The 24,870-nt window shown below is 64.5% G+C and carries 24 protein-coding genes and 2 pseudogenes; 19 read left to right on the forward strand and 7 right to left on the reverse strand.

The features are described from left to right. Positions 1–46 precede the first annotated feature (46 nt). The 16 genes from AWB75_RS25440 to AWB75_RS25515 all read left to right on the forward strand — a co-directional run bounded on the left by AWB75_RS25440 (position 47) and on the right by AWB75_RS25515 (position 15,826). The gene (locus AWB75_RS25440; protein ID WP_061126816.1) at positions 47–640 is read left to right on the forward strand and encodes a TetR/AcrR family transcriptional regulator; all 594 of its coding nucleotides are present in this window, start codon (positions 47–49) and stop codon (positions 638–640) included. A 76-nt stretch (positions 641–716) separates the two neighbouring features. Further along, positions 717–1,763, forward strand: a complete 1,047-nt coding sequence (locus AWB75_RS25445; protein WP_061126817.1) for a Gfo/Idh/MocA family protein — start codon at positions 717–719, stop codon at positions 1,761–1,763. Further along, positions 1,760–2,584 (forward strand): shikimate dehydrogenase family protein, encoded by an 825-nt coding sequence (locus AWB75_RS25450; RefSeq protein ID WP_061126818.1) that lies wholly within the window; start codon positions 1,760–1,762, stop codon positions 2,582–2,584. Before AWB75_RS25445 ends, AWB75_RS25450 begins: the two co-directional genes overlap by 4 nt. Positions 2,585–2,658: 74 nt before the next feature. After that, complete coding sequence (locus AWB75_RS25455) at positions 2,659–3,687, forward strand: LacI family DNA-binding transcriptional regulator (RefSeq protein ID WP_061126819.1); 1,029 nt, start codon at positions 2,659–2,661, stop codon at positions 3,685–3,687. Positions 3,688–3,872: 185 nt separating this feature from the next. Then, positions 3,873–4,859, forward strand: a complete 987-nt coding sequence (locus AWB75_RS25460; protein ID WP_061126820.1) for a TRAP transporter substrate-binding protein — start codon at positions 3,873–3,875, stop codon at positions 4,857–4,859. A gap of 22 nt (positions 4,860–4,881) precedes the next feature. Beyond that, a complete protein-coding gene (locus AWB75_RS25465; RefSeq protein WP_061126821.1) occupies positions 4,882–5,448 on the forward strand; it encodes a TRAP transporter small permease in 567 nt (188 codons plus the stop codon). Then, positions 5,445–6,710, forward strand: a complete 1,266-nt coding sequence (locus AWB75_RS25470; protein ID WP_061126822.1) for a TRAP transporter large permease — start codon at positions 5,445–5,447, stop codon at positions 6,708–6,710. Before AWB75_RS25465 ends, AWB75_RS25470 begins: the two co-directional genes overlap by 4 nt. Next, on the forward strand, positions 6,686–7,489 hold the full coding sequence (locus AWB75_RS25475; RefSeq protein ID WP_061126823.1) for a 3-ketoacyl-ACP reductase: 804 nt from the start codon (positions 6,686–6,688) through the stop codon (positions 7,487–7,489). The genes AWB75_RS25470 and AWB75_RS25475 overlap by 25 nt, the downstream gene beginning before the upstream one ends. Before the next feature lie 20 nt (positions 7,490–7,509). Further along, the gene (locus tag AWB75_RS25480; protein WP_061126824.1) at positions 7,510–8,673 is read left to right on the forward strand and encodes a dihydrodipicolinate synthase family protein; all 1,164 of its coding nucleotides are present in this window, start codon (positions 7,510–7,512) and stop codon (positions 8,671–8,673) included. A 10-nt stretch (positions 8,674–8,683) separates the two neighbouring features. Further along, positions 8,684–9,442, forward strand: coding sequence for an enoyl-CoA hydratase/isomerase family protein (locus AWB75_RS25485; protein ID WP_061126825.1), 759 nt, complete (start codon positions 8,684–8,686; stop codon positions 9,440–9,442). Positions 9,443–9,454: 12 nt separating this feature from the next. After that, on the forward strand, positions 9,455–10,273 hold the full coding sequence (locus AWB75_RS25490; protein WP_061126826.1) for an aldo/keto reductase: 819 nt from the start codon (positions 9,455–9,457) through the stop codon (positions 10,271–10,273). A 15-nt stretch (positions 10,274–10,288) separates the two neighbouring features. After that, positions 10,289–10,747: a MaoC family dehydratase gene (locus AWB75_RS25495; RefSeq protein ID WP_061126827.1), complete on the forward strand. Its 459-nt coding sequence runs from the start codon at positions 10,289–10,291 to the stop codon at positions 10,745–10,747. Position 10,748: 1 nt separating this feature from the next. Continuing rightward, complete coding sequence (locus tag AWB75_RS25500) at positions 10,749–12,272, forward strand: acyl CoA:acetate/3-ketoacid CoA transferase (protein ID WP_061126828.1); 1,524 nt, start codon at positions 10,749–10,751, stop codon at positions 12,270–12,272. Between the two features lie 19 nt (positions 12,273–12,291). Next, positions 12,292–13,452 carry an acyl-CoA dehydrogenase family protein gene (locus AWB75_RS25505; RefSeq protein ID WP_061126829.1) on the forward strand — a complete coding sequence of 387 codons (1,161 nt, stop codon included), beginning with the start codon at positions 12,292–12,294 and terminating at the stop codon, positions 13,450–13,452. A 6-nt stretch (positions 13,453–13,458) separates the two neighbouring features. After that, complete coding sequence (locus AWB75_RS25510) at positions 13,459–15,054, forward strand: acyl CoA:acetate/3-ketoacid CoA transferase (RefSeq protein ID WP_061126830.1); 1,596 nt, start codon at positions 13,459–13,461, stop codon at positions 15,052–15,054. After that, positions 15,047–15,826, forward strand: a complete 780-nt coding sequence (locus tag AWB75_RS25515; RefSeq protein ID WP_061126831.1) for an enoyl-CoA hydratase/isomerase family protein — start codon at positions 15,047–15,049, stop codon at positions 15,824–15,826. The genes AWB75_RS25510 and AWB75_RS25515 overlap by 8 nt, the downstream gene beginning before the upstream one ends. Before the next feature lie 13 nt (positions 15,827–15,839). Here the strand turns inward: AWB75_RS25515 and AWB75_RS25520 are convergent, their stop codons facing one another. Genes AWB75_RS25520 through AWB75_RS25530 form a run of 3 tightly spaced genes read right to left on the reverse strand, consistent with a single transcriptional unit; the run spans position 15,840 to position 18,597 of the window. Continuing rightward, positions 15,840–16,685 carry a sugar phosphate isomerase/epimerase family protein gene (locus tag AWB75_RS25520; RefSeq protein ID WP_061126832.1) on the reverse strand — a complete coding sequence of 282 codons (846 nt, stop codon included), beginning with the start codon at positions 16,683–16,685 and terminating at the stop codon, positions 15,840–15,842. Positions 16,686–16,693: 8 nt separating this feature from the next. Beyond that, a complete protein-coding gene (locus AWB75_RS25525; protein ID WP_087086835.1) occupies positions 16,694–17,461 on the reverse strand; it encodes a 3-ketoacyl-ACP reductase in 768 nt (255 codons plus the stop codon). Positions 17,462–17,463: 2 nt separating this feature from the next. Then, on the reverse strand, positions 17,464–18,597 hold the full coding sequence (locus AWB75_RS25530; RefSeq protein ID WP_087086831.1) for an acyl-CoA dehydrogenase family protein: 1,134 nt from the start codon (positions 18,595–18,597) through the stop codon (positions 17,464–17,466). Positions 18,598–19,343: 746 nt separating this feature from the next. Between AWB75_RS25530 and AWB75_RS25535 the strand changes: the two genes are divergently transcribed. Further along, entirely contained in the window at positions 19,344–20,534 is a 1,191-nt protein-coding gene (locus AWB75_RS25535) for a hypothetical protein (RefSeq protein WP_200823030.1), read from the forward strand. Between the two features lie 787 nt (positions 20,535–21,321). Then, positions 21,322–21,582 carry a hypothetical protein gene (locus tag AWB75_RS25540; RefSeq protein WP_327219797.1) on the forward strand — a complete coding sequence of 87 codons (261 nt, stop codon included), beginning with the start codon at positions 21,322–21,324 and terminating at the stop codon, positions 21,580–21,582. Positions 21,583–21,614: 32 nt separating this feature from the next. On the opposite strand, the gene AWB75_RS25545 is transcribed toward AWB75_RS25540, so the two are convergent. Continuing rightward, positions 21,615–21,923, reverse strand: a complete 309-nt coding sequence (locus AWB75_RS25545) for an HU family DNA-binding protein (RefSeq protein ID WP_159462805.1) — start codon at positions 21,921–21,923, stop codon at positions 21,615–21,617. Between the two features lie 316 nt (positions 21,924–22,239). Between AWB75_RS25545 and AWB75_RS25550 the strand changes: the two are divergent. Further along, positions 22,240–22,928, forward strand: a pseudogene (locus tag AWB75_RS25550) (transposase). A 474-nt stretch (positions 22,929–23,402) separates the two neighbouring features. On the opposite strand, the pseudogene AWB75_RS25555 reads toward AWB75_RS25550, so the two are convergent. The 3 genes and pseudogenes from AWB75_RS25555 to AWB75_RS25560 all read right to left on the reverse strand — a co-directional run. Further along, positions 23,403–23,753: pseudogene (locus tag AWB75_RS25555) on the reverse strand (DDE-type integrase/transposase/recombinase); the annotation flags it as partial. Positions 23,754–23,935: 182 nt separating this feature from the next. After that, the gene (locus AWB75_RS38680; protein ID WP_235012231.1) at positions 23,936–24,169 is read right to left on the reverse strand and encodes a hypothetical protein; all 234 of its coding nucleotides are present in this window, start codon (positions 24,167–24,169) and stop codon (positions 23,936–23,938) included. 9 nt (positions 24,170–24,178) lie between these two features. After that, positions 24,179–24,826 (reverse strand): hypothetical protein, encoded by a 648-nt coding sequence (locus tag AWB75_RS25560; RefSeq protein ID WP_235012232.1) that lies wholly within the window; start codon positions 24,824–24,826, stop codon positions 24,179–24,181. Between the last annotated feature and the right edge of the window lie 44 nt (positions 24,827–24,870).

A 24,870-nucleotide genomic window follows, 5' to 3' on the forward strand; every position in this document is an offset into this window, starting at 1 on the left:
GTTGAGTCAGAACGACAAATCGAAGTCCGCATCGAGAAAGTCCCCGATGTACGACAGCATCAAGGACCTGGCGAAGAAGCTCCTGATCGCGCACGGCTATCACAAGACGACGTTCGGCGTGATCGCCAAGGAGCTCGGCATCACCACGACCAACATCCACTATCACTTCGGCAACAAGAACAGTCTTGTCGAGGAAGTGGTGAAGGAATACGTGGCGGGCGCCATCGAAGGACAGAAGAAGATCTGGCTCGACGAAAGCCTGTCGCTGCAAGAAAAAGTGCAGGCCGAAGTCGCCTATAACCGCAACCTGTTCCGCAAATACAACCCCGGCGGCAGAACGCGCAAGCCGTGGAGCCTGATCGGACGTCTGCGTCTGGAAAGCGATGTCCTGACCGACGAGGCGCGCGCGGCGCTCGCGGGCTTCACGGCCGAAATCCACAGGGCCGTCGAAAGCGCCGTCGAGCATGCGAGCCGCACCGGCGAGCTGAAGCGCGACACACCGAAGGAAGACCTGATCTTTCTGCTGACGCATCTGGTCGACAGTCTGTCGGTGTTCGCGCAGGACGCGGGCGGCTTCGAGCGCGTCGAACAGTTCATGAAGTCTTTCTCCGTCGTGGTGCTCGCGAAGTACACCAAGTGATTTTTCTCCGCCGAAGCGCATCGGCGGCTGGACAATTAGATCGATCTACCTTATTGTCCTCCAACGGAGACGACAAATGAACGAGACCGGCTTCAATATCGCCGTCGTGGGCGCGGGCATGGCATCCGCGCCGCATCTGGCGAGCCTTCTGGCATTGCAGGATCGCGCGACCGTACGCCATGTCGTCGCGCGTTCGGAGGAGCGCGCAGGCGCGTTCGCGCGTCGGTTGCCGCACGCGCGCGTGACGCTCGATCTCGACACCGCCCTCGCCGACGAACACGTCGATGGCGTACTGCTGCTGACCCCGCCGAACACGCATCTCGAGCTCGGTGCCAGGATTGCGGCGGCTGGCAAGCATCTGCTGGTCGAGAAACCGATCGATGTCACCACGTCCCGCGCGCGTGAGCTGGTCGCGCTATGCGATGCACGCGGCATCGTCGCGGCGGCGGTACTGCAACATCGCACGCGCGACGCATCGCGCAAGCTGCGTGAACTGCTCGACGCACGCGCGCTCGGCGAGATTCACAGCGCGAGCATCGCCGTGCCGTGGTGGCGTCCGCAGTCGTATTACGACGAACCGGGACGCGGCACGCTGGCCCGCGACGGCGGCGGCGTGCTGATGACGCAAGCCATTCACACGCTCGATCTTTTCCTGTGGCTGGTCGGCCTTCCGGACGACGTCTTCTGCTACGCGATCACCAGCCGTGCGCACCGCATGGAATGCGAAGACACCGTGGCGGGCGTCATGAAGTATCGAAACGGCTGCGTCGCGTCGCTGCACGCGAGCACGGCGATCTTTCCCGGCTTCCCCGAACGCATCGAAATCAGCGGCAGTAAAGGAAGCGCCACGCTCGGCGGCGGCAGGCTCATCGTGCAGTACATGGACGGCGCCGTGCTCGAAGAAGGCGAAACGGCTTCCCTCGGTTCCGGCGCGAACCCGATGGCCTTCTCGCATCACGCGCATCAGGCCGTCATCGACAATTTCATCGAAGCCGCCACGCACGGAGCCGAGCCGGTCGCCTCGCTACGGAGCGCGCTCGACGTCCATCTGCTGATCGATGCGCTGATCGCGTCGTCGGCGAATTATCGACCCATGCCCGTCAACCCAGGCTCGTCATCATGACTTCCGCACTGAATGCCGCCGTCGCCGGAGACACGCGCCTTTTCGCCATCGTCGGCGATCCGATCGCGCAGGCGCGCTCGCCGCTCGTCTTCAACGAGATTTTCCAGCGCATGGGCGTGAATGCCGTGCTCGTGCCGATGCAGATTCCGTCCGCGTCGCTTAGCGCCGCCATCGCCGGACTGAAGACGATCGGCAATCTCGATGGCATCGTCGTCACGGTGCCGCACAAGATCTCGATGACCGGCCTCGTCGACCGGTTGCTGCCGATCGCGCAGAAAGTGGGTGCGATCAACTGCATGCGCCGCACGGAAACGGGCGAATGGGCCGGCGAGATGTACGACGGCGAAGGCTTCACGCGCGGGCTGCGCAAAGAGGGCCACGAGCCGCGCGGCATGTCGGTGTTTCAGGCGGGCGCGGGCGGAGCCGGCAAGGCGCTGGCGCATGCGCTCGCGAGCGCGGGCGTGAAGTCGCTGCAATTGACCGACGTGGATCGCGCAAAGCAGGACGCGCTGATCGCGGATCTGGCGCAGGCCTATCCGACGCTGAACGTCTCGGCCGGAAGCGCCGCACCCGAAGATGTCGATATGGTCGTCAACGCGACGCCCTGCGGCATGGCGGCGGGCGATCCGCTGCCGTTCGATCTCGCCCGGCTCGACCGCCGCGCACTGGTGGCCGACATCATCATGAAGCCGGAGCGGACTCGACTGCTGCATCAGGCCGAAGAACGCGGCCATCGCGTTCATCTCGGCCGGCATCTTCTGGAGAATCAGGCGGAAATCGTCGCCGAGTTTTTCGGCCTGAAGCACGCTGAGCACGCTTGAGCATGCCCGAGCGGAAACGGGACCTTGCGGCCGATTCGGATACACTCCGGGCATACGACTCATCGACCGTTCCAATGTCCCGAGGCAAACCAGGTTCTCCCGTCACGCTGCTGGATATCGCCAACGATCTCGGCCTGTCCAGAGCAACGGTCTCGCTCGTGCTGCGCAACAGCCCGCGCATTTCCGAAGCCACGCGCGAGCGCGTGCTGGAAGCGTTCAAGCGCAAGGGCTACGTCTACAACCGCCATGCGGCGGGCATGCGCAGCAATCGGACGAACACCGTCGGCGTCGTCGTCAACGATCTCGCCAATCCCTACTTCACGATGCTGGTCCGCTCCATCGAGGCCAGTCTGAGCACGCAGGGATTCATGACGCTGCTCGGCAATACCGACGAATCGCTCGAACGGCAAAGCCGCTTTCTCGAGACCGTGCGGCAGCACAACATCGACGGCCTCATCGTCTGTCCGACCGAATCGACCACGGCCGCCCAGATGCGCCAGGTGCTGGCGTGGGGCATTCCATGCGTATTCGCTTCACGCTACGTCGCCGGGCTTCAGGCCGATTATGTCGGCGCGGACAATCGCCGTGGCATGGCGCTCGCAACCGCGCATCTGATTTCCCTCGGGCATAAACGCATCGCGATGATCGGCGGCGTCATGCGCGCCTCCACCGGCAGCGACCGCGCCGAGGGCTATCGCGACGCGCTGCGCGACGCAAAAATGAAGCTCGACGAACGGCTGCTCGTCCCGTCGCCGCTGACGCGTCACGACGGCAAGCGCATCATCACCGAGCTGCTCGCGCTTAAAAATCCGCCGACAGCGGTGGTGTGCGGCAACGACATCGTCGCGTTCGGCGTGATGCTCGGCCTGCGCGCACACGGCATCGAACCCGGCGCCGACTTCGGCGTCGTGGGCTTCGACGACGTGCCCGAGGCCGAGCTCTGGGAGCCGCCGCTGACCACGGTCCAGGTCTTGCAGGACGACATCGGTCGCGCCGCCGCCGATCTGCTGCTCAAGCGCATGACGGAGCCGTCGCGCACGCCTACGCGCATCGTCTCCGAGCCGGTTCTCGTCATCCGCGGAACCTGCGGCGCGCGCAAATAAGCGTTCGCGTCCCGAACGCGCGCCGTTCGGGTTTCCCTTAGAAAAATCCGCTTGCACCGTATCCGCACAACTTTTACTCTGTAGTAGATCGATCTAACACATTTTCGCAGTGGCACGCGGCCGTGCCGTCGGCGCCGCCTTCGTCGCAGTTCAATATGGGCATCAGAACCGTAGGAATCCGATATATGCGTGACTACCTTCTCTCTCGCCGCAAACTGTTGATGCTCACGGCGGCGTCCGCGGCCGCGGGCTGCCTGCCGCGCTTCGCCAGTGCGGACACCCAGACGATCCGTATCGGCGATGTCGTCGACCGCCACAATCCGGAAGTCATCACCGAGAACCTGATGGCCAAGCGTCTGAAGGAAACGACCGGCTTCGACGCGCGCGTGTTTCCGGACGGCGTGCTCGGTTCGCACACGCGCATGAACGAGCAGTTGCGCAACGGCACGCTCGAAGTCACGGTCACGAACGTGGCCGATCTCGAAGGCTACGACAAGCGTCTCGGCCTGTTCGCGATGCCGTTCGCGTTCACCGACCGCAAATCGCTCTTCGCGGCGCAGGACGGCGCGCTCGGCAAGGCCTACGCGGGCATCCTCGACAATCTCGGCTTCGTGCTGCTCGGCTGGTTCGACTCGGGCCTGCGCAGCGTCTACAACCGCGCGCGCCCGATCAACGAACCCGGCGATCTGAAAGGCCTCAAGATCCGCACGCAGGGCAACCAGATCATGATCGCGACGTTCAACCAACTCGGCGCGCAGGCCACGCCGCTCGACACGACGCAGATCTATTCCGCGCTGCAGCAGGGCGTCGTCGATGGCGCCGAGAACTCCGTCACCTTTTTCGTGCAGCAGCATCACAGCGAAGTGGCGAAGTACTACTCGTATACAAACCACTTCTTTTCGATCGATCCGATGCTCGCCAGCAAGAAGTGGTTCGATTCGCTCGACCCGAAGAAGCAGGACGCCGTGAAGGAAGCCGCCGCGCAGGCGCAGCAGCACGAGCGCGATTTGTGGCTGGCTTCGGACGCGAAATATCTCGCCGAAGCCAAGAAGAACGGCGCCGCGTTCAACGACGCGAATCTTCCCGCGTTCCAGGCGGCGGTCAAGCCGATCTACACGAAGTACCGCGCGAACTTCGCCGAACTGGGCAGCTACCTGCCCGCCCTCGGATAACTCCAGCGAGAGGTTCCCCGACATGAAACCCGATTCGCGTGCGCGCGTTTCCCGGGACGGCATCAACAACACTGCGGCGTTGCGCGTGCTCGCGAGCGTCGAAGACTTGCTGATAGCGGTCCTGGTTTTCGCGATCTTCTGCGTCGTGCTGGCGGGCATCCTGTCCCGCTTCGTCTTCCACGTCTCGCTGTCGTGGAACATCGAGGTCAGCGTCACGCTGATGATCTGGATGACCTTCATCGGCATCGCGGTCGGCGTGCGCGACAAGGTGCATGTCGCCTTCGAACTCTTCGAAGACAAGCTGAGCGGACGCTGGCTCATGCTCGCGTCCTTCGTCCAGATGCTGCTGATGGGCTTTCTGCTGGTCGCGCTCGCGTGGGGCGGCTGGCAGTTCATGCAGCTCGGGCTCAATCAGTTGACGCCGAGCGGCATCCCGCAGTGGATCTCGTTCGCCGCGATTCCGGCCGGCAGCGCGCTGGGCCTGCTGCATCTGCTGGCGCACGCATGGGACCTGGCCATCGATGTCGATCTGGACTCCGGAACGCAACGGGGCCACGGCCACGGCCATACCGAGACGAGGGCGCAATGATTCTGACCATCGGACTTCTCGCGCTGTTCGTCGTGGCGGGCGCGCCGATCATCGCGTCGCTGGGCGCGGTGGGCACCATCGACGGCCTGATGCAAGGCCTGCCGCTGACCAACATTGCGCAGGCGATGTATCACGGCGTCGACTCGTTCACGCTGCTCGCCGTGCCGCTGTTCATCCTAGCCGGCGAAATTCTCTTTCACTCGGGCTCGGCGGGCCGCCTCGTCAACTTCATGAACCTGCTTGTGGGACGCGTGCCAGGCGGGCTGGGCGTCTCCGCCGTCGCCTCGACGATGGTGTTCTCGGGCCTGAGCGGCTCGGTCAACGCCGATGCCGCCGCGATCAGCTCCGCCATGCTGCCGTCGATGGAAAAGGCCGGCTACCGCAAGGAATGGTCGTCCGCGATCATCGCGGCGGCGGCCGGGACCGGCATTCTGATTCCGCCGTCGATCACCATCATCGTGCTGGCGACCGTCTCGAACATGTCAGTGACGAAGCTGTTTCTCGCGGCGACGCTGCCCGCGATTCTCGTCGGCGTCACGAAGATGTTCATCATCATGTACCGCGCGCGCTCGGAGCCGCCGGTGGCGCCGGTGCACTTCAGCGTGCCGGAGCTCGGCCGCGCCTTCTTGCTGGCGATTCCCGCGCTGGGCGCGCCGATCATCATCCTCGGCGGCATCTTCATGGGCTTCTTCACCGCGACCGAATCGGCGGCGGCGGCGGTGGCCTACGTGACGATCATCACGCTTCTCCAGCGCTCGATTCCGTCTCGCGCGTGGCTCGGCATTCTGATCAAGGCCGGCCGCACGAGCGCGATCGTGCTGTCGCTTGTCGGCGTCGCGCAGATCCTCGGCTATATGCTCGCGTACAACTCGGTGGGCGAACAGGTGGCCGAGTTCGCGTCGCAACTGACCGGCAACAAGATCGTCTTCACGGTGTTCATCGTGGTGGTGTTCTGGCTGCTGGGCGCGCTGCTCGACGGCATTCCCGCGCTCATCCTGCTGATTCCGCTGTTTCTGCCGATCGCGCAGGAAGCCGGCTTCAGCGACATCCATTTCGCGATTCTCGCCATCGCCATCGTCGGCATCTCGCTCGTCACGCCGCCGATCGGCACGGCCTGTTTCATCGTCACCGGCGTCGCCAACATCAAGATGGTGAATCTGGTGCGGCCCATGCTGCCATTCATGGCGGTCATGTTCGTGACCATCCTGCTGCTGGCTTTCGTGCCGGCGTTCTCCGAATGGCTACCTCATCTCCTGTACTGACGCCGCGCGGCGAACGTCCGCTCGCGCTCGTCACGGGCGCGCGCCGCGGCATCGGCGCAAGCATCGCGATCGAACTGGCGCAACGCGGCTTCGACCTCGCGTTGCTCGATATCGACGACGACGGTGCGCACGAAACCATGGCCGCCGCCGAATCGCACGGCGTGCGCGCGCGCTTCTACCGGCACGATCTCGCCGATAGCGCCGCGCATCGGGCGCTGGTCGAACGCATCGTTGCGGACTGCGGGCCGGTCGCGTGTCTCGTCAACAACGCGGGCGTGTCCGCGGAGCAGCGTGGCGACCTGCTGGAGCTCAACGAGCAGTCCTACGACCGCGTCGTCGACATCAACATGCGCGGCACGTTCTTTCTTACGCAGGCCGTGGCGCGCCACATGGCCGCTCACGCAGGCGCTCAGGATGGATATGCGCGCAGCATCGTCACGGTGTCGTCGGTCAGCGCCGAACTGGCGTCGACGGAGCGCGGCGAATATTGCATGTCCAAGGCCGGACTCGGCATGCTCACCAGGCTCTTCGCGCTGCGTCTCGCGCCGCTTGGGATCGGCGTGTTCGAAGTGCGGCCCGGCATCATCCGCACGCCGATGACCGAAGGCGTCGCTGCGCGCTACGACGAACGCATCGCCGACGGCATCGTGCCGATGCGGCGCTGGGGCGTGCCGCAGGACGTCGCCTCGGCCGTCGCGGCGCTTGCCTCGGGGCAAATGGCGTTCGCCACCGGCAGCGTGCTCAACATCGACGGCGCGCTCTCCGTTCCGCGTCTCTAACCCAATCCATTCATCGCGACATGCACACCCTACAACTGCCGACGCCAGCCGGCGCGCTGGAAAGCTACACGCTCACGGGCACGCCGCTTCAGGACGTCCGCCCCGCCGCGCCCTTCGATCGCATCGCGCTGTCGGCCGCGCACGTCGTCGCCGATCCCTTCGCGGACGTCGATCCGTCCGGCGGCGGCAAGATCGATTGGGACAGGACGCTCGACTATCGCCGCTATCTGGCCGGCCTCGGCCTGGGCATCGCGGAAGCGATGGACACCGCGCAGCGCGGCATGGGCCTCTCCTGGCAGGAGTCGCTGCAACTGATCCGCCGCACACGCGCGGAGCTGTCCGACAGCCGCGTGCCCATCTTCAACGGCTGCGGAACGGACCATCTCGATCCCGCATCGGTCGATTCGCTCGACGCCGTCGTGGATGCCTATCTGCAACAGGTCGATGCGATCCAGACCGCGGGCGGCCGTCTGATCCTGATGGCGAGCCGGGCGCTCGCGCGCGTGGCCCGTTCGCCCGAGGATTACGTGTCGGTGTATCGCCGCGTGCTCGCGCAAGTGGATCAGCCGGTCATCCTGCACTGGCTCGGCGACATGTTCGATCCCGCGCTCGCCCGCTACTGGGGCGCCGGCGATCTGACCGTCGCGCGCGACGTCGCCCTGCAAGTCATCACGGAGTCGGCGGCCAAGGTGGACGGCATCAAGGTGTCGCTGCTCGACAAGCAACGCGAGATCGACATGCGCCGCCTCCTGCCCGCCGGCGTGAAGATGTACACCGGCGACGACTTCAACTATCCCGAGCTGATCGCCGGCGACGAGCACGGTTTTTCGCACGCACTGCTCGGCATCTTCGACGGTATCGCGCCCGCCGCTTCCGCCGCCCTGAGCGAACTGGCGGCTGGACGGCGCGAGCGCTTTCTCGAGATTCTCGCGCCCACGGTGCCGCTGTCGCGCCACATCTTCCGCGCGCCGACGCGCTTCTACAAGACCGGCATCGTGTTCCTCGCCTTCCTGAACGGCCATCAATCGCACATGACGATGCTGGCCGGACATCAGGCGATGCGTCCGCTGCCGTATTTCGTCGATCTTTTCAGGCTCGCCGATGCGGCGGGTCTGTTGCGGCAGCCCGAACTCGCGGTCGCGCGCATGAAGACCTTCCTCACGATGTACGGCGTAGAGAACTGAGGAGCCATCGATGGGACAGATCCTTTCGCGCCGCGACGGCGCGGTGCTCACACTCGAACTCAGCAATCCGGGCAAGGCCAACGCGCTCGATTTCGCGATGCTCGCCGCGCTCGACGAACAGATCGCGTATATCGGCGAAGACGACGGCATCCGCGCGGTCGTGCTGCGCGGTACGGCGGGCGGCGTGTTCTCGTCCGGCGCCGACATCCGCGAATGGTCGGCGCTCGATCCGCAAGCCTTCGCGACGCAATGGATCGGTGAAGGCAATGCGGTGTTCCGGCGCTTCGAGCGGTCGCGCTGCCCGACCGTCGCCGTCATCGAAGGGCTGTGTTTCGGCGGCGGGCTGGAGCTCGCGCTGTGCTGCGATCTGCGGCTCGCGAGCAACGACGCCCGGCTGCGCTTTCCGGAAGTCGCCATCGGCGCGATCCCCGGCTGGGAAGGCGGCGACCGCCTGCAGCGCATCGCGGGCCGCGGACGTGCGCTCGAAGCGGTGCTGCTGTCGCGCGAAATCGATCCGGTGACCGCGTTGCAGTGGGGCATCGTCAATACCGTCTGCACGCCGCAGGACATCGAAGCGCGATTGCAGGAATGGACCGCGCGCCTGTGCGAAGTATCGCCGCGCGCTGCCGCGCTCGCCAAAGCCCTGATCGTCGATGAGCACAAGGACTCGCACGCGGCCTATCCCGCGGCCGCGCTCACGATCCGCACCAGTCCCGACGCGGAGCTCGGCATCCGCGCCTTTTTCGCGAAAACGGCCGCCGTCTTCTGACGCCACTCCGCCATGAACATACTTTTCCAACGCACCCATCAACGCGCTTTCGGCACCTGGCCGCTGAATGGCCAGCAACTGAAGGACGCGCTGCGCGACGCGGTCGAGACCGGCTATCGCGCGATCGACACCGCGCAGCTCTACGACAACGAAATCGGCGTCGGCTCGGCGCTGCGCGCGATCGGCGTTCCGCGCGACGAGATGTGCATCATCACCAAGATCGCGCCCGCCAACGATTCCGACGAACGTTTCATGCCGTCGCTGCGCGAAAGCCTCGACAAGCTGAAGATCGAGCAGGCCGACGTGCTGCTGCTGCACTGGCCGCCCGCCGACGGCGATGTCGCGCCTTCCGTGCGCCGCCTCGAAGAAGCGGCGTGCGCGGGTCTGACACGGCATATCGGCGTCAGCAACTTCAACGCCGCGATGATGCGCGCCGCGAAAGGCGCGACCGCGTTGCCGCTCGTCACCAATCAGGTCGAGTTCCATCCACTGCTGAATCAGCGCGTGCTGCTCGACACCGCCATCGAAACGGGCATTCCGCTCTCGTCCTATTGCTCGGTCGCGCGCGGCGAGATCTTCAAATATCCGCTTTTCGACGAGATCGGCCAGCGCTACGGCAAGTCGGCCGCGCAAGTGGCGTTGCGCTGGATGCTTCAGAAGGGCGTGACGATCAACACGATGTCGACGAAGCGCGAAAACATCGAGGCGAATTTCGACGTGATGGACTTCACGCTGTCCAGCATCGACATGCATCGCATCGACGCGCTGAACGATACCAATTACCGCATCGTCAATCGCGAACGCGTTCCCACCGCGCCCGTGTTCGACTGACAAGGACACGACAACATGAGCCATCCCCTGCTCTTCGACGAAATCGAGCCCGGTCTCACCTTCGCGACGTCGGGCATCGTCGTCACCGAGAGCCACGTCGTGCAATTCGCGGGCATCTCGGGCGATTTCTTCGATGTCCACATGGACGACGAATTCGCGCGCGGCGTCGGCTTTCCCGGCCGCGTCGCGCATGGTCTCCTGTGCCTCGCGATGGTCGACGGCCTCAAGAACCGCGCGGCGACGCAATTTGCCGCGATCGCGACGCTGGAGTGGACGTATCGCTTTCACAAGCCGGTGCTGATCGGCGACAGGGTTCAGGGCCGCATTCGCGTGCTGGACAAGCGCGCGACGCGCCGCTCCGATCGCGGCATCGTGCGTTTGCAGGTCGAAGTACACAACCAGGACGGCGTGCTGATCCAGGAAGGACTCAACGTGCTGATGGTCCGCGCGGGTGCGCATAACGAGGAAAAGTAAGATGAAGCGTGCAAACCTGACTGATGCGGATTTCATGGCGGCGGCGATCTTCGATGGCGCGACCGTCGTGCTGAGCGGCTCGGGCGGCGGACTGGTCGAGGCCGATCACATCACCGAGGCCATCGAGCGGCGCTTTCTGGCGACGGGTCATCCGCGCGATCTCACGCTGATCCACGCGCTCGGGATCGGCGATGGCGTGAAGAGCGGCATCAGCCGTTTCGCGCACGAAGGCATGGTGAAGCGCGTCATCGGCGGTCACTGGACCTGGTCCAGGCCGATGCAGAAGCTCGCGCGCGAGGAGCGCATCGAGGCTTACACCCTCCCCGCCGGCGTGATCCAGACGCTGATCCGCGAAGCCGGCGCGGGCCGTCACGGTCTCGTCACGCACATCGGCCTCGATACCTTCGCCGATCCGCGCCACGGCGGCGGCCGCGTCAACGCCCGTGCGCGCGAGGATCTCGTCGAAGTCGTCACGCTGGGCGGCAAGGAACTGCTCTGGTACAAGCCCTTCACGATCGACTTCGCGATCGTGCGCGGCACCACGGCGGATATGCAGGGCAACCTGACATCGCGTGAAGAACCCGCCGATATCGACGCGTTCGCCGCCGCGCTCGCCGCGCACAACAGCGGTGGCCGCGTGTTCGCGCAGGTGCGCGACGTCTCCGCCATGCCGATCACGCCGGCGCGCGCGGTCACCGTGCCGGGCGTGCTCGTCGACGATATTTGCGTGTACGCCGATCAGAAGCAGACCACTGCCGCGGGCTACGACCCGGCCATCAGCGGCGAGCAGCCCGCGCCCGACACGCGCACGCCGCCGGCGCTGCCCACGGGCATCCGCTACATCATCGCGAAGCGCGCCGCGCAGGAGCTTGAGCACGGCGCGTGCGTCAACTTCGGCTATGGCCTGCCCGACGGCATACCCGCCGTCGCACACGAAGAAGGCGTGGACATTAGCTGGACCGTGATCGAACAGGGATCGCACAACGGCGAACTGCTCGGCGGCGACCTGTTCGGCGCCACGCGCCACGCGAGCGCGATCCTCAAATCCAATGACCAGTTCGATCTGTTCAGCGGCGGCGGCATCGATATCGCCTTCCTCGGCATGGGCGAGCTGGACGCGCAAGGCAACGTCAACGTCTCGTGGCTCGGCGAGAACATCGTCGGCCCCGGCGGTTTCGTCGATATCACGCAGCGCACGCGCAAGGTCGTCTTCTGCGGCACCTTCGAGGCGAAAGGGCTGGAAGTCGAGCTGGAAGACGGCGAAGTGCGCATCCGGCGTCACGGCGCGGTGCCGAAGCTGGTTCAGCAGGTGCGCCACATCACGTTCAGCGGCAAGCGCGCCCGCGCGGACGGCCAGCGCGTGATCTATGTGACCGAACGCGCCGTCTTCGAACTGACGGCCGACGGCCTGCAACTGATCGAATTGGCGCCGGGCGTGGATCTCGTGCGCGACGTGCTCGAACGCATGCCCTTCGAAGTCGCGCTGCATCCGTCGCTGCGTGTCGCGGCGACCAGCGCGGGCTAAACGCGAACCGGAGAGATCGATGGACTTCACGCTCAGCGACACGCAGAAGATGATGATCGAGACGGCGCGCCGCTTCGTGCGCACCGAATTGCAGCCGCTCGAACAACAAGTGGAAGACGAAGGCGCACTCGCGCCCGGGATCGCGCGCGGCTTGCGGTCGCGCGCCCGGGCGCTGGGCCTGTATGCGGTGAATATGCCCGCCGAACTCGGCGGCGGCGGATTGAGCACGGTCGACTCGATGTTGTGCGAGGAGCAGTTCGGCCACAGCTCCGACATTCTGGTGCGGCGCGCCTTCGGCAACGTCTACGACGCGCTCCTGGCGTGCGAGGGCGAGCAGATCGAACGCTGGCTCAAACCCGCGATTGCCGGCGAGCGTACCTGCGGCCTCGCGATGACCGAGACCGGCGCGGGCTCGGACGCACAGGGCATCAGGACTACGGCGCGTAAAACCGGGCGTGGCTGGGTGCTGAACGGCAGCAAGCACTTCATCAGCGATGCGCAATGGAGCGACTTCTTCCTCGTCTCGGCCCGCACCGGCGAGAAGGAAATCTCGCTGTTCGCGGTCGACAAGAATCTGCCCGGCTTCGCGCTCGGCAAGGACCAACAGATGATGGGCCTGCGCGGCACGCCCCACCACGAGCTCTTTTTCGACGATGTTGCGCTGGAGCCGATGACCCTGATCGGGCGCCAGGGCGAAGGATTCAGACTGGCGATGAACATGTTGGGCCGCGTGCGCCTCGCGCTGATCGGCGCGCGCGGCATCGGCAAGGCTGCGCATGTGCTCGAAATGATGATCGGGTACGCGGGCGAGCGGCGTCAGTTCGGCACGCGCATCGGGGATTTCCAGATGATCCAGCAGCTCATCGCGGACAGCGTGATGGAGATCAACGCGGCGCGGCTGATGCTGCTCAACGCCGCCAGCATGATGGACGCGGGCCAGGACGCGCGCGACTGGATTTCGATGGTCAAGGTGCAGGCCTCCGAGACGCTCGGCCGCGTGGTCGACCGCGCGGTGCAGGTGTTCGGCGGCATGGGCTTTTGCAAGGAACTGGCCATCGAACGCTACTACCGCGATGCCCGCATCTATCGCATCTTCGACGGCACGTCGGAGATTCATCGCGGCATCATCGCGCGAAATGCGATGAAGCGCGGCGCGGCCCTGTTCGACCTTCATCGATAAAAGGCCATGAGAAAAGTCATTTCAGCGGATGCGGCGGCCCGGCTGCTGCGCGACGGCGACATCGTCAGCATCAGTTCCTCCAGCGCGCTCGGCTGCCCCGACAAGATCCTCGAGGCCATCGGCGAGCGCTTCGAGCGCGAGGGACAGCCGCGCGATCTCACCACGCTGAACCCGATCGCCGCGGGCGACATGTACGGCGTCAAGGGCATCGATCATCTCGCCCGGCCGGGCCTGCTCGCGCGCACGCTGGCGGGCTCGTATCCGAGCGGCCCGTCGTCGCTGCCGATGCCCCACGTTTGGCGCATGATCGTCGACAACGAAATCGAGGCCTATAACATTCCGAGCGGCATCCTGTTCGACATGCACCGCGACGCGGCCGCGAAGCGTCCCGGCGTGCTGACCAAGGTGGGCATGGGCACGTTCGTCGATCCCGACTTCCAGGGTTGCGCGATGAACGCCGCCGCCGCCGCGCACCCGGTCGTGCGCAAGGTGTCCTTCGATGGCGCTGACTGGCTCTACTTCCCTGCGATCGCGCCACGCGTGGCGATCCTCCGCGCGACCACCGCCGACGAAGCGGGCAACCTCGCCTACGAACACGAAGGCGCGCTGCTTGGCGGCATCGATCAGGCACTGGCCGCGCGCAACAACGGCGGCATCGTGATCGCGCAGGTCAAGCGCGTGGTGAAAGCCGGCACGCTGCGGCCGCACGACGTTCGCGTGCCGTGCAATCTGGTCGATTACGTCGTCGTCGATCCGGACCAGTGGCAGACCACGCAGACGCCTTACGATCCGTCCATCAGCGGCGAAATCACGCTGCCGATGGATGCGTTCGCGCCGACGGCGTGGGGACCGGAGAAGGTCATCGCCCGACGCGCGGCGATGGAACTCGCGCATGGTTGCGCGGCCAATCTAGGCTTCGGCATTTCCGCCAACGTGCCGCGCATCCTGCTGGAAGAAGGCCTGCACGGCGAAGTGACGTGGGCCATCGAACAGGGCGCGGTCGGCGGCATGCCGCTGCTCGGCTTCGCGTTCGGCTGCGCATCGAATGCGGATGCGATCGTCGCGTCGCCGAATCAGTTCACCTATTTTCAGGGCGGCGGCTTCGATGTCGCCCTGCTGTCCTTCCTGCAAGTCGATGCCGACGGCAGCGTCAACGTCTCGCGGCTCGCATCGAAACCGTATCTGACAGCGGGCTGCGGCGGTTTCGTCGATATCACCGCACACGCGCGCCGTATTGTGTTCTCGGGCTTTTTCACCGCCGGCGCGCAACTGGAAGTCGGCGGCGGCAGGCTCGGCATCGTGAAGGAAGGACGCACCCGCAAGTTCGTCCGGACGGCCGAGCAGATCACGTTCAGCGGCCGCGTCGGGCGCGAGCGCGGCCAGCGCGTGACGTATGTCACCGAGCGCTGTGTCGTCGATCTGCTCGACGACGGCCTGACGGTGCGCGAGATCGCGCCCGGCGTCGATTTGCAGCGCGATATTCTCGATCAGGCCGAGGTCGCGCTGAAGGTCGCACCCGATCTGCGTCAGATGGATGCGGCGCTTTTCACCGACGCGCCCTTCGGACTCCGGCTCAAACCCCGCGAAAATCGCCATGACTGATCGCTTCGTTTCCATCGTCCGCGATGCTGCCGTCGCGACCGTCACGGTGGACCGGCCGGCCAGGCTCAACGCGCTGACGCCCGGCATGCTGGACCAGCTCGAAGACGCGGCCCGCGCACTGGAGGCCGGTAATGAAACGCGCGTCGTCATCCTGACGGGCGGCGGCACGAAAGCATTCTGCGTCGGCGCCGACATCAACGAATGGGCCGCGCTCAAGCCGCTCGACATGTGGCGCCATTGGGTGCGCCGGGGTCATCAGGTCTTCGACCAGTGGGCGCGGCTGCGCCAGCCTGTGATCGCGGCGATCAACGGTCATGCCTTCGGAGGCGGTCTGGAACTGGCGATCACCGCCGACGTGCGCATCGCGTCCGAAGCGGCCGGTTTCGCGTTGCCGGAAGCGTCGATCGCAACCTGTCCCGGCTGGTCCGGCACGCAGCGGCTCGTGCGCCTGATCGGCGCAAGCCAGGCGAAGTATCTGGCCTTGAGCGGCGAGCGCGTGACGGCCGCCGATGCACAGGCGTGCGGCCTCGTGCATGAAGTCGTGCCACACGCGCGCGTGCTGGAACGCGCGCATCGGCTGGCGCTGGCGATGGCGTCGCGCGCGCCGGTATCGCTGCAACTGACCAAGCAGTTGATCAACGCGGCGAGCGGCGAGGAAACCGGCTCGACACTGGAAGCGATGGCGGGCGCGCTCGCGGCCAGCACCGAGGACGCGGCCGAAGGCATCCGCAGCTTTCAGGACAAGCGTGCGCCGATCTACGTCGGACGTTGAGAGGCGGCGTGAATCAGCAGCACTCGAACAGGCGCTCGCGGCAGGTGCGCAAAGTTTCGTCGGCGGGGCGCGCCCACCAGTCGAGCTTCGAGAAAATCTCCACTTCGACGGGGCCGTCATAGCCGGTGGCCTCCACCGCCGCGCGCAGTCGCTTGAGATCGATGACGCCATCGCCCATCATCCCGCGATCCTGCAACGGGTCGCGGGTTTCGACGAGCCAGTCGCACACGTGCAGCGCGAGGATGCGTTCGGCCGCGCGGGTGATGGCCGGCATCAACGCCGGATCCCACCAGACGTGGTAAGCATCGATGGCCACGCCGAAATGCCCCTCGCGCGACGGGTCGAGCCGGTCGCACCAGTCCAGCGCCTGATCGAGCGTGTTGAGCAAGCTGCGATCGGCGGCGTAGAGCGGATGCAGCGGTTCGAGCGCGATGCGCACGCCGGTCTCTTTCATCGTCGGTCGTAAGGCGGCGAGGCCATCGAGAATCTGCTCGCGGGCATCGTCGATGTCGCGCGAACCGGGCGGCAATCCACCGACGACCGCGACCAGCACCGGCGCACCAAGCACGGCGGCGGTCTCCAGCGCGCGACGGTTGGAATCGATCGCGGCGCGGCGGCCGGCGGCGTCGTTCGCCGCGAAATAGGCCGTGCGGCAGTATGCGTTGACCTTCAGGCCCGCCGCGCGGATCGCGCTGGCGGCGGCCTGCGGCTTGTTCTCGTCGATTTCCTGGCGCCACGGCGTGATCCAGCCGAAACCCTGGTCGGCGATGCGGCCGGCCGTCACCTCGATCGGCTCGCGATAGCCGAGCGTGCCCGTGTTGATGCAGCAGAGATCGCCGCGTCCGTTCAAGTCGCGCATGGTGTGCCTCAATAGCGTTGGATCATCAGGCCGCCGTCGACGCGCACTTCCTGCGCCACGGTATAGGGCAAAAGGCCCGCCGCCATCGTGCGGATCACGCGCGCCACGTCTTCCGGCTGGCCCCAGCGCGGCGTCGCTGTCATGCCTTCGCCGATGAGCTTGTCGTACCTGGCCTTCGACGGCGCCGTCATCTCGGTCAGGATCAGGCCCGGCTGCACCTCGAACACGCCGATATCGTGAGGAGCCAGGCGCAGCGCGAACAGGCGCGCCGCCATCGACAGCGCGCTCTTCGACATGCAGTATTCGCCGCGCTCGATGGTGGCGACCACCGCGTTCGACGACGTCACGAAAACGATGCTGCGCGCGCCCTCGCCCGCCGGCTTTTGCGCCACCATCAGCCGGGCCACGGCCTGCGTCAGAAAGAAGGTGCCGCGTGTGTTGATGTCGAGGCAGCGGTCGTAGCTTTGCGCGCTCACGTCGAGCAGATCGCCGCGACTGAGCACCGAGACGCCCGCATTGTTGACGAGACAGTCGATGCCGCCAAAGCGTTCGACGATCGCGTTCAGGACACTCGCGTGCTTATCGATATCGCCGATATCGAGATCGAAGGTCACGCAGACGCGGCCCAGCGCCTCGACTTCGGCTGTGAGCGTATGAAGCCGCTCTTGATCGTCGAGCGCGATGGCGGCGATGTCGAAGCCTTCGGCGGCAAGCGCCAGCGCGGCGGAACGCCCGATCCCGCGCGACGCGCCCGTTACCACGGCAATCCTTGTCATGTTCATGCCTTCAGCAGTTGGCGCGCGATGATGACCCGCTGGATCTGATTCGTGCCTTCGTAGATCTGCGTGATCTTCGCGTCGCGGTACAGGCGTTCCACTTCATAGCCGCGGATATAGCCGCTGCCGCCGAAGATCTGGATCGCGTTGCTGGTGTGCTGGACGGCCGCATCGCCGGCGAAGCACTTGGCCATCGACGCCGCGGCGGTCGCCTCGATGCCCGCGTCCATCTTCGACGCGGCGGAGCGCACGAGCAGCCGGGCCGCTTCGGTGTCCTTGGCCATGTCGGCCAGCATGAACTGGACCGCCTGAAACTCGGCGATCGCCTGGCCGAACTGCTTGCGCATCCTGGCCTGTTCAACGCTCGCTTCCAGCGCGGCCTGAATGATGCCCACAGCGAGCGCCCCGATGCCGACGCGCCCTTTCTCGAGCACGCTCATCATCATGTGAAAGCCGCGGCCTTCCGTGCCGAGCAGCGCGTCCGCCGGCAGTTTCACGTCGTCGAAATGCAGCTCGCCGACCTGCGACGCGCGCTGGCCCAGCTTGTGCTCCTTGGGCCCGCGCGACACGCCCCGCGACGCGCAATCGACGATGAAGATGCTCATTCCGCGCTTGCCCGCGGCGGGATCGGTGCGCGCCAGCACGAGCGCCACGTCGGCGACCGGTGCATTGTGTATCCATAGCTTGGAGCCGCTGAGCGACCAGCCTTCGCCATCGCGCACGGCGGTCGTCTTCACGCCGGATACGTCGCTTCCCGCGCCCGCCTCGGTGATGCAGTACGCGCCCTTCAACTCGGCGCGCACGAGCGGCCCGATCCAGCGGTCGATCTGCGCCGGCGTGCCGTGCTTGCCCAGCAAGGTGCCGAGCAACTCGACCAGACCGCACTGGTCCGCGACGGACGCATAGCCGCGGCTGATCTCCTCCATCACGATCGAATACGCGAGGCAGTCCAGCCCCGCGCCGCCCATGGATTCCGGCACCGTGATGCCAAACAGCCCGGTCTCCCCCATCTGCCGATAGATGTCGGCCGGAAAGCGCTCGTCGCGGTCTAGCGCCTCGGCCTGCGGCCGGATGACCTCGTTGGAAAAGCGGCGAGCCATGTCGGCCACTTGCTGGTGCTCGGTGGACAGAATCAACTGGTCTCCTCCATTGGCGGCGGCGTTTCGAAGCCGCGATACGGTTAGGGCAGCGCCGGCGCATCGGCCCTCGATGGGTCGCCGATCCGGTCACGAAACTTTAAGCTAGTTAGATCGATCTAGCAAGTGTCAGCCAGCGGCGTTACATCGAGCCGGAATACACCTCAGGTCTTTCGTTGCCGATGTCATCTCGCCGCCCTGGATCGCAAGCCGCTCGGTCGCTGTCTCGCAAACCGCTCAGCAAAGAGATGCTGTTGCCCCTACCTGCGTCAGCGGCGCAGACTGTCGCTTTGTCGAATCACTTGACGTTCGCGGCCCGTCGCGTCGGCGCCGGTTCGGCGGTATCTTTTCAACGAGCTTATCGAACTCGTCTACGCCACATTTTTTGTACAAGATGCGGGCTATGGGCACACGGATGCCATCATGTATGCGCGCGCTGAAGCGGCTCTGGAGCGCAGCTTGCAGCGCGCCGAAACCGAGCGACTATGGAAACTCGGGGCGGCTGACCTGCCGTTGTTCGAAGCGGTTCTGCAAGAGGCAGACCGCCAACTAACAAGCGCGCCGCGGTACGTTCATATTGGTGCACGGGAAAGGCTCGAACGCTTTGCCAGTAGTGGGCGGGGCTCGCCGCGAATGTCCACCGCGTCGCGCCACTGACGGCATCCTTTCAGCAGTTGCGAACGCGTCATCTCTTAGCACGCACCACGCGCGACTGGCGATAGTCGTTCGTAGGGAACGCAGTCGGCGTGGAGAATATTGCTTTGGGACTTGAGTGCAGCTTGGCCCGGATTGCAGAACTGCTGCGAGGAGAGCGATTCACGCCCGAGACCGCGTTCCATATGGAAACTACGCTTGGGCTACCGTCCGGCTTTTTCGACCAATCTCATCCACTTCTTTCGTCGGAGACGATTGCGCGCCTTAAGGCGCCGCTCGAGTCCGCCCATACGGACGAAATCAGCGATGACAGTGAAGTCGACGAAGCACCCCTCTCTCTCAATGCGCAGAAGCCATCCCTGCGTGCCAGCAGTTTGTCCGAGGACACGACAATGCCGTCTAGGAGTTCGAAAGAAGCGTCGGGCGCGCCCAAGACCCGCGCCCAAAAGCTTTCAAAGCAGGCAAGCGGTCAAGCTTCCGGAGCAGGAGATTCGCCCAAACCGCGCTCATCGCATCAAGCGGCCGGGCGGAAGCAGGCCCAAGCAAACGGCGGTGCGGCAGTAGAGAGCGTCAGGCAGGCCAACCTTCACGTTCTCACCACACGCAACGGTTCAAAGGTCAAGCTCGGCGCAGTCTTGGGTCTAAGCGGATCGAATATGGCGCACCGACTGCACGGAAAGAAGCGCATGGATGATGCTGAAGCCGAGCGCTTCACCGCGGGGCTTGGTCTGCCTGCGGGCTGGCTAGACACACCTCGCTCTGAAGCCGACATCCCCGCGTCAGTCGCGCTGCTGCTGGCGCCCGCATCACGCGTGCGCGCGCCTGGTCAAGCACCGGCGCCAACCGCCGCGGCACCGTATGAGGACACCCAAGTCACCGCCGCTCCGACCGGCGAGATCGACCGCGCCCTGCCCAGCTCTGCGAGCGACCCGAACAGTGAAGTATTGCCAGCCGATGCGGCGGGCGAGGACGACAGCGCAGCAAGCGCTCACAATGAAAACGTCAGCAGTACATTCGTCACCCGCGACGACGGGTTCGTCGAACGCGCCGAACCGGGAGCGCCGGCAGCCATCGCTGCACCGGCGGAGTCGCTGCCCGCGTTTTCTATGTCAAAGCCTACAGCCACGCCACCCTCTGCCACTTTGGGAACCAGCTTAGCCGGTCTTGATGGAATCGCACCTATCGCAGAGGCGCTCTTGAAGACGCTCGCCGGCAAGTCACGCTCCGGTCGCTTGGACGAACTGAAAGCGTTGGAGCTATTGCAACGAGCCGTCCTGCTATAACAGGGACGTCCGGAACTAACTTTGAGTGCGGGGCTCTCGGACAAGGTCGCCAAGACGGTCCCGTTGTTGAGACGCCGCGATCGGCGAATGAAGCATCGCGGTGGCGTCCGAGGAGCGGAGTCAAGTGTTCGAAACCCGAGTCTCAACGCGTCGACCGCTTCATGTTCGGTTCTCTGAGCCACGCGGCATTCGTTTCCCGTCCCGACGTTCACCGATTTCTTTGCGATCTTCTCGACCTCAAGCTCAAGCGCCGACAGCCGGGCACGTTGGACGCGAAGCCACGCGTAGGTGATGAGAAGATCATGGAGGCGCGCTCTCCAGTGACGAACGCTTGTCGGCAACGGAGCCGATGTTGCACGTACTGCCGTCACCACTTCCTTGTATAAGAGCGAGTTTACGATCAGGTTCAAGGGAGGTCCGCTTTTGCACGCCGGGCTCCGATCCGAGATTGCTTCGTTGCAAAATCACGCGCTGCTCGGGCTGAGCGTTTTCGGATCGGTGCGTTGGCTGTTTGAGGACTTGGCCAGCATCGACCCTCGACACGCATCGTGAGCCGTAGCGACACGCAAAAAGTCTTCTGAGCGCCGCTGTAGAAAGTGTGGCCGTTCCCAGCGGCCGAGCGCTCGTGTCTGACGCGGCACCTCCCTCCACGAGAAGCCTTTGCCTTTGCATTCGAACAGCACGTCACCGGGTGCGAATGCACCTGACCGCGAACACACCGCGGCCGTGGACGGAGGACGACCGGACAGCAGTACGGCGGATCGGCATTTGAAGAGATAACAACAAAATGGTCGCGGTCAATTGTGCAACGTTGGATAATCGGTCAAGCCTGTATTGCAATACGCCTATGCCCCGCTCCGCTGATCGCCCTATCAAGCGCAAGCCGCCCCGCGGCACACTGGCTCGCTACCGCGACCGGATCGTCGAGGTGCTCGGCGAAGCTCGCGGCCAACGCGTCATGATCCGTTCCGTCCACGTGGACGGAACCGAGCGGCGCACCGCGGTAAAACTCGTGAATCCGTTGCCGTCGGACAGCCAGCTTTTCTGATAAACGGGGCGAAGTCTCCTCCCCCGTTTGCCTTACGCGCCGTTGAATGCGTCCTTGAACGTTTTGCCGGCCGTGAACTTCACCGTTTTCGCGGCGGCGAGCTGAACCGTCTCGCCGGTCTGGGGGTTCCGGCCGGTCCGCGCCGCACGCGCGCCGGTGGAGAAACTCCCGAACCCGATCAACTGAACCGGATTCCCCTCGGCCACTTCGCGCGAGATCGTGCCCACAACGGCGTTGATCGCCTCTTCCACAGCGGCCTTGCTGGTTCCCGCCTGTGCGGCGACCGCGTCGATCAGTTCCTCCTTGTTCATTCGGCTTTCCTCTTTGAAATCGACTGTCATCTTACCGGACGCCAGCGAGCACCAAGGTCGACGCGTTTAACGATTGATACGTGCGCGCCGTGACGAGCGTCGAGGCAAAGTGGCTAGAAAGGTGCACGGCTATGGTTGCGCCTGCGCAGATAGGCACATGGTCGTCACCGGACACTGAGGTAAGCGTCGCGCGGCGCCGCGGAGCGATTACGCTTGGCGGACGCAGAGGTACGAGCCTGCGGTTTGCCGGGTTCTGATAATCATATAGCCGAGCTCCCTCCGTTCGAATCGAACGTGCGGCGTACAGTCAGGGTGCGAACACCGACGTGACGCACAGGAGGCCGGCATGAATAAGTTTAGTGGAATCGACTTGCACTCGAACAACAGTGTGGTCGTCGTCAGCGATGACGCTGACCGGGTTGTCTACCAGCGACGGTTGCCGAACGATCCGGTGCAGATCCGGGCGGCGCTCGCGCCGCACCGCGAAGATCGGGTGGGAGTGGTCATCGAAGCAACGTATAACTGGTACTGGCTTGTGGATCAGCTGATGAACGATGGCTACCGGGTGCATCTGGCCAACCCCGCGGCAATCAGGCAGTACGAGGGACTGAAATACAGTGGTGATTTCACCGATGCTGCCCATCTCGCACAACTGCTGCGTCTGGCACGGTGCCGGGCATTGGTCCGGTTCTCGCAACTACGATCATGCTGGAAACCGGGACCATTTCCCGTTTCACCAAGGTTGGCAATTTCAGTTCGTACTGCCGCTGCGTAGACAGCCGGCGTGAAAGCAACAGCAGGAAGAAAGGCGAAGGCAATACGAAGAACGGCAACAAGTATCTGGCGTGGGCGTTTGTCGAGGCTGCCAACTTCGCGATCCGCTCGTGCCCGGAAGCCAGGCGCTTTTACGAGCGCAAGAAACGCGCGCGAAACGGGATTGTGGCGATCAAGGCACTCGCACACAAGCTGGCGCGTGTCTGCTATCACATGCTTCGGGAGCACAAGCCGTTTGAGATAACCCGCTGCTTTGGCTAAAAGGTGGCGCAAAGGGAACGAGCCCAGTACTGCGACTGGTGACAATCCATGGCTTTGATTGGGTCTTCCCTTTGTTCCACCCGCTGTTTGTAGATGACCGGGTCGCCCAGGCGATGATCCATCCTTGACTGGGGTTGCGCAGGCAACAGCCACGGTTTTGCGAAACCTTTTGGACCTTGTCTGGCACCAACGTTTCTCTGGGGCGGCAACAACCGCCAGGGCAGACGTGAGTTCCATCACGGCATGCTTGAACCCGATGGGTGTCTGGTGCGCTCCGGTTCGCAACCAGCTCGAGAAAACGGATGCGATACCGACCTTGCAGGCGGGCCATGGCTGGATGCCGGAAGGAATTTCGCGGGATGACGATGAAAACGCCATCCCGCGACGGATACATTTGTACCTTGACTTCGGCCGGCTAATGGGTGTCGCGGTAAAGGGAAGGTGGCGAACAAACGGCAGTATAAGTAGGATTGCTTATGCTGCCAGTAAGTAAAACTGCTGGGCATGAGTGCATCCGATGCCTCGGTCTTGCATTTGGCCCTTGGTGATCATGTGCATGAGTTCGATGCCGCTCAACAGGATCCGGGCGCAACGAAAATTCTCGAAGCCGAGCATCGGCCGTGTGCGTCGCTTGATCGCCCGATGATCTTGCTCGACAACATTGTTCAGATACTTGTTCTGGCGCATCTTGATCGGTGTTTCCCGCTCCGCGTTGAGGCCATCCAGCGCGGCCAGGTTCGCACTGCTTTTATCGATTGTCACCGTCTCGGGTTCGCCGTTTTGCTCGATTGACTTTTCGAAGTAGCGCCTCGCCGCGGCCTTGTCAAGACCGCGCTGTACCGAATTCAAGTGATTCACTTGGTACGAAGGATCCTCTGGTCTCGCAAGTGCTCGGGCAGGCAGAGGCAACGCTACCGGAAACATCGCTGCGCGTGTTTGTGTTTCCCCCCGACAAAAACTCTCCACCGACAACTCGGGAGTAAAGCCGGTGGCGCGAACGGCCCCGGTCACCGATGCTGCACTTTCCGTGTGGCCATGTAGGCGTCAAACAGGCCCGTATGCAGCCGGCTGAGTTCTTCGCGTAAGGCCACCAATTCGTGCTGGTCGCCTTCATGTTCGCGACGCAAAATCTCCCCGAGCAAGGCAGTGGTACGCGACGCCGGCAAATCTCGCTGGACGCGCGCCTCACCCAGCCGGCTCGCGAGCGCTGGCTTGACGACCTGTAGCCAGGCCGGAACCATGCACAGTCCTCAAATTTCGCCTGTGCCGGAAAAGTCAGCATCGAAGCGCCGACGCAGCGCATCCAGCGAAGCGTCCCGAAGCCCGGCAATCAATGCGGCGAACCCTGACGGTGCCAGCCACGCCAATTCTGCAAACAGCGGCCACGCCGCATCGAGGCCGCCCGCTCGATAGCGCGCTTCGGTCATCCAGGCGAGTGGCGGCGGGATGCGCCACCACGATTCGATCGTGTTGACGGCGTCAGTGGCCGCCGCCCAGTCCCCTGCCCGAAGCCATAGCGGCGCGGCGTGACTTTCGGTGCGGGTCCCGCAGAACACCAACGGTGCAGCGCGCTGGGCGAGCGAGCGCCAGCACGGTGTCGACCACGCATGAGCGTCCTGTACCGGCATCACCCGCTGGGCCGCAGGCATCACATCCTCCTCGAGGTGTCGCCGGACCGCGGCCAGTTCCGCGTGGTCGGTCAGTGGAAGGCTTGACTCGTTTTCGAGTTCGCGAACAAGCACCGTCATCGCAGGCAGCGCGCTGTCTTTAGGGTATTCGCTGGCGAGCTGGGTCAGCGAGGCTCGCGCGTCCACCGCGTGGCGAAGCTGCAAGTGCTCCACGACGTCATTGCGCAGTACCACGTCGCGGCTGTCGGCAAATATATCGAGCTGTTGCATGCTTTGCTGCATCGTCGTCGCGCTCAGGAATGTCGTCGATGAAG

The organism is Caballeronia catudaia (genome assembly GCF_001544755.2).
Lineage (GTDB): Bacteria > Pseudomonadota > Gammaproteobacteria > Burkholderiales > Burkholderiaceae > Caballeronia > Caballeronia catudaia.

What these genes read in the sequence shown, in the direction of transcription:
- AWB75_RS25440 (WP_061126816.1), top strand. Translation starts at nt 47, where the DNA reads ATGTACGACAGCATCAAGGACCTGGCGAAGAAGCTCCTGATCGCGCAC.
- AWB75_RS25445 (WP_061126817.1), top strand. Translation starts at nt 717, where the DNA reads ATGAACGAGACCGGCTTCAATATCGCCGTCGTGGGCGCGGGCATGGCA.
- AWB75_RS25450 (WP_061126818.1), top strand. Translation starts at nt 1,760, where the DNA reads ATGACTTCCGCACTGAATGCCGCCGTCGCCGGAGACACGCGCCTTTTC.
- AWB75_RS25455 (WP_061126819.1), top strand. Translation starts at nt 2,659, where the DNA reads ATGTCCCGAGGCAAACCAGGTTCTCCCGTCACGCTGCTGGATATCGCC.
- AWB75_RS25460 (WP_061126820.1), top strand. Translation starts at nt 3,873, where the DNA reads ATGCGTGACTACCTTCTCTCTCGCCGCAAACTGTTGATGCTCACGGCG.
- AWB75_RS25465 (WP_061126821.1), top strand. Translation starts at nt 4,882, where the DNA reads ATGAAACCCGATTCGCGTGCGCGCGTTTCCCGGGACGGCATCAACAAC.
- AWB75_RS25470 (WP_061126822.1), top strand. Translation starts at nt 5,445, where the DNA reads ATGATTCTGACCATCGGACTTCTCGCGCTGTTCGTCGTGGCGGGCGCG.
- AWB75_RS25475 (WP_061126823.1), top strand. Translation starts at nt 6,686, where the DNA reads ATGGCTACCTCATCTCCTGTACTGACGCCGCGCGGCGAACGTCCGCTC.
- AWB75_RS25480 (WP_061126824.1), top strand. Translation starts at nt 7,510, where the DNA reads ATGCACACCCTACAACTGCCGACGCCAGCCGGCGCGCTGGAAAGCTAC.
- AWB75_RS25485 (WP_061126825.1), top strand. Translation starts at nt 8,684, where the DNA reads ATGGGACAGATCCTTTCGCGCCGCGACGGCGCGGTGCTCACACTCGAA.
- AWB75_RS25490 (WP_061126826.1), top strand. Translation starts at nt 9,455, where the DNA reads ATGAACATACTTTTCCAACGCACCCATCAACGCGCTTTCGGCACCTGG.
- AWB75_RS25495 (WP_061126827.1), top strand. Translation starts at nt 10,289, where the DNA reads ATGAGCCATCCCCTGCTCTTCGACGAAATCGAGCCCGGTCTCACCTTC.
- AWB75_RS25500 (WP_061126828.1), top strand. Translation starts at nt 10,749, where the DNA reads ATGAAGCGTGCAAACCTGACTGATGCGGATTTCATGGCGGCGGCGATC.
- AWB75_RS25505 (WP_061126829.1), top strand. Translation starts at nt 12,292, where the DNA reads ATGGACTTCACGCTCAGCGACACGCAGAAGATGATGATCGAGACGGCG.
- AWB75_RS25510 (WP_061126830.1), top strand. Translation starts at nt 13,459, where the DNA reads ATGAGAAAAGTCATTTCAGCGGATGCGGCGGCCCGGCTGCTGCGCGAC.
- AWB75_RS25515 (WP_061126831.1), top strand. Translation starts at nt 15,047, where the DNA reads ATGACTGATCGCTTCGTTTCCATCGTCCGCGATGCTGCCGTCGCGACC.
- AWB75_RS25520 (WP_061126832.1), bottom strand. Translation starts at nt 16,685, where the DNA reads ATGCGCGACTTGAACGGACGCGGCGATCTCTGCTGCATCAACACGGGC.
- AWB75_RS25525 (WP_087086835.1), bottom strand. Translation starts at nt 17,461, where the DNA reads ATGACAAGGATTGCCGTGGTAACGGGCGCGTCGCGCGGGATCGGGCGT.
- AWB75_RS25540 (WP_327219797.1), top strand. Translation starts at nt 21,322, where the DNA reads ATGGTCGCGGTCAATTGTGCAACGTTGGATAATCGGTCAAGCCTGTAT.
- AWB75_RS25545 (WP_159462805.1), bottom strand. Translation starts at nt 21,923, where the DNA reads ATGACAGTCGATTTCAAAGAGGAAAGCCGAATGAACAAGGAGGAACTG.
- AWB75_RS38680 (WP_235012231.1), bottom strand. Translation starts at nt 24,169, where the DNA reads ATGGTTCCGGCCTGGCTACAGGTCGTCAAGCCAGCGCTCGCGAGCCGG.
- AWB75_RS25560 (WP_235012232.1), bottom strand. Translation starts at nt 24,826, where the DNA reads ATGCAACAGCTCGATATATTTGCCGACAGCCGCGACGTGGTACTGCGC.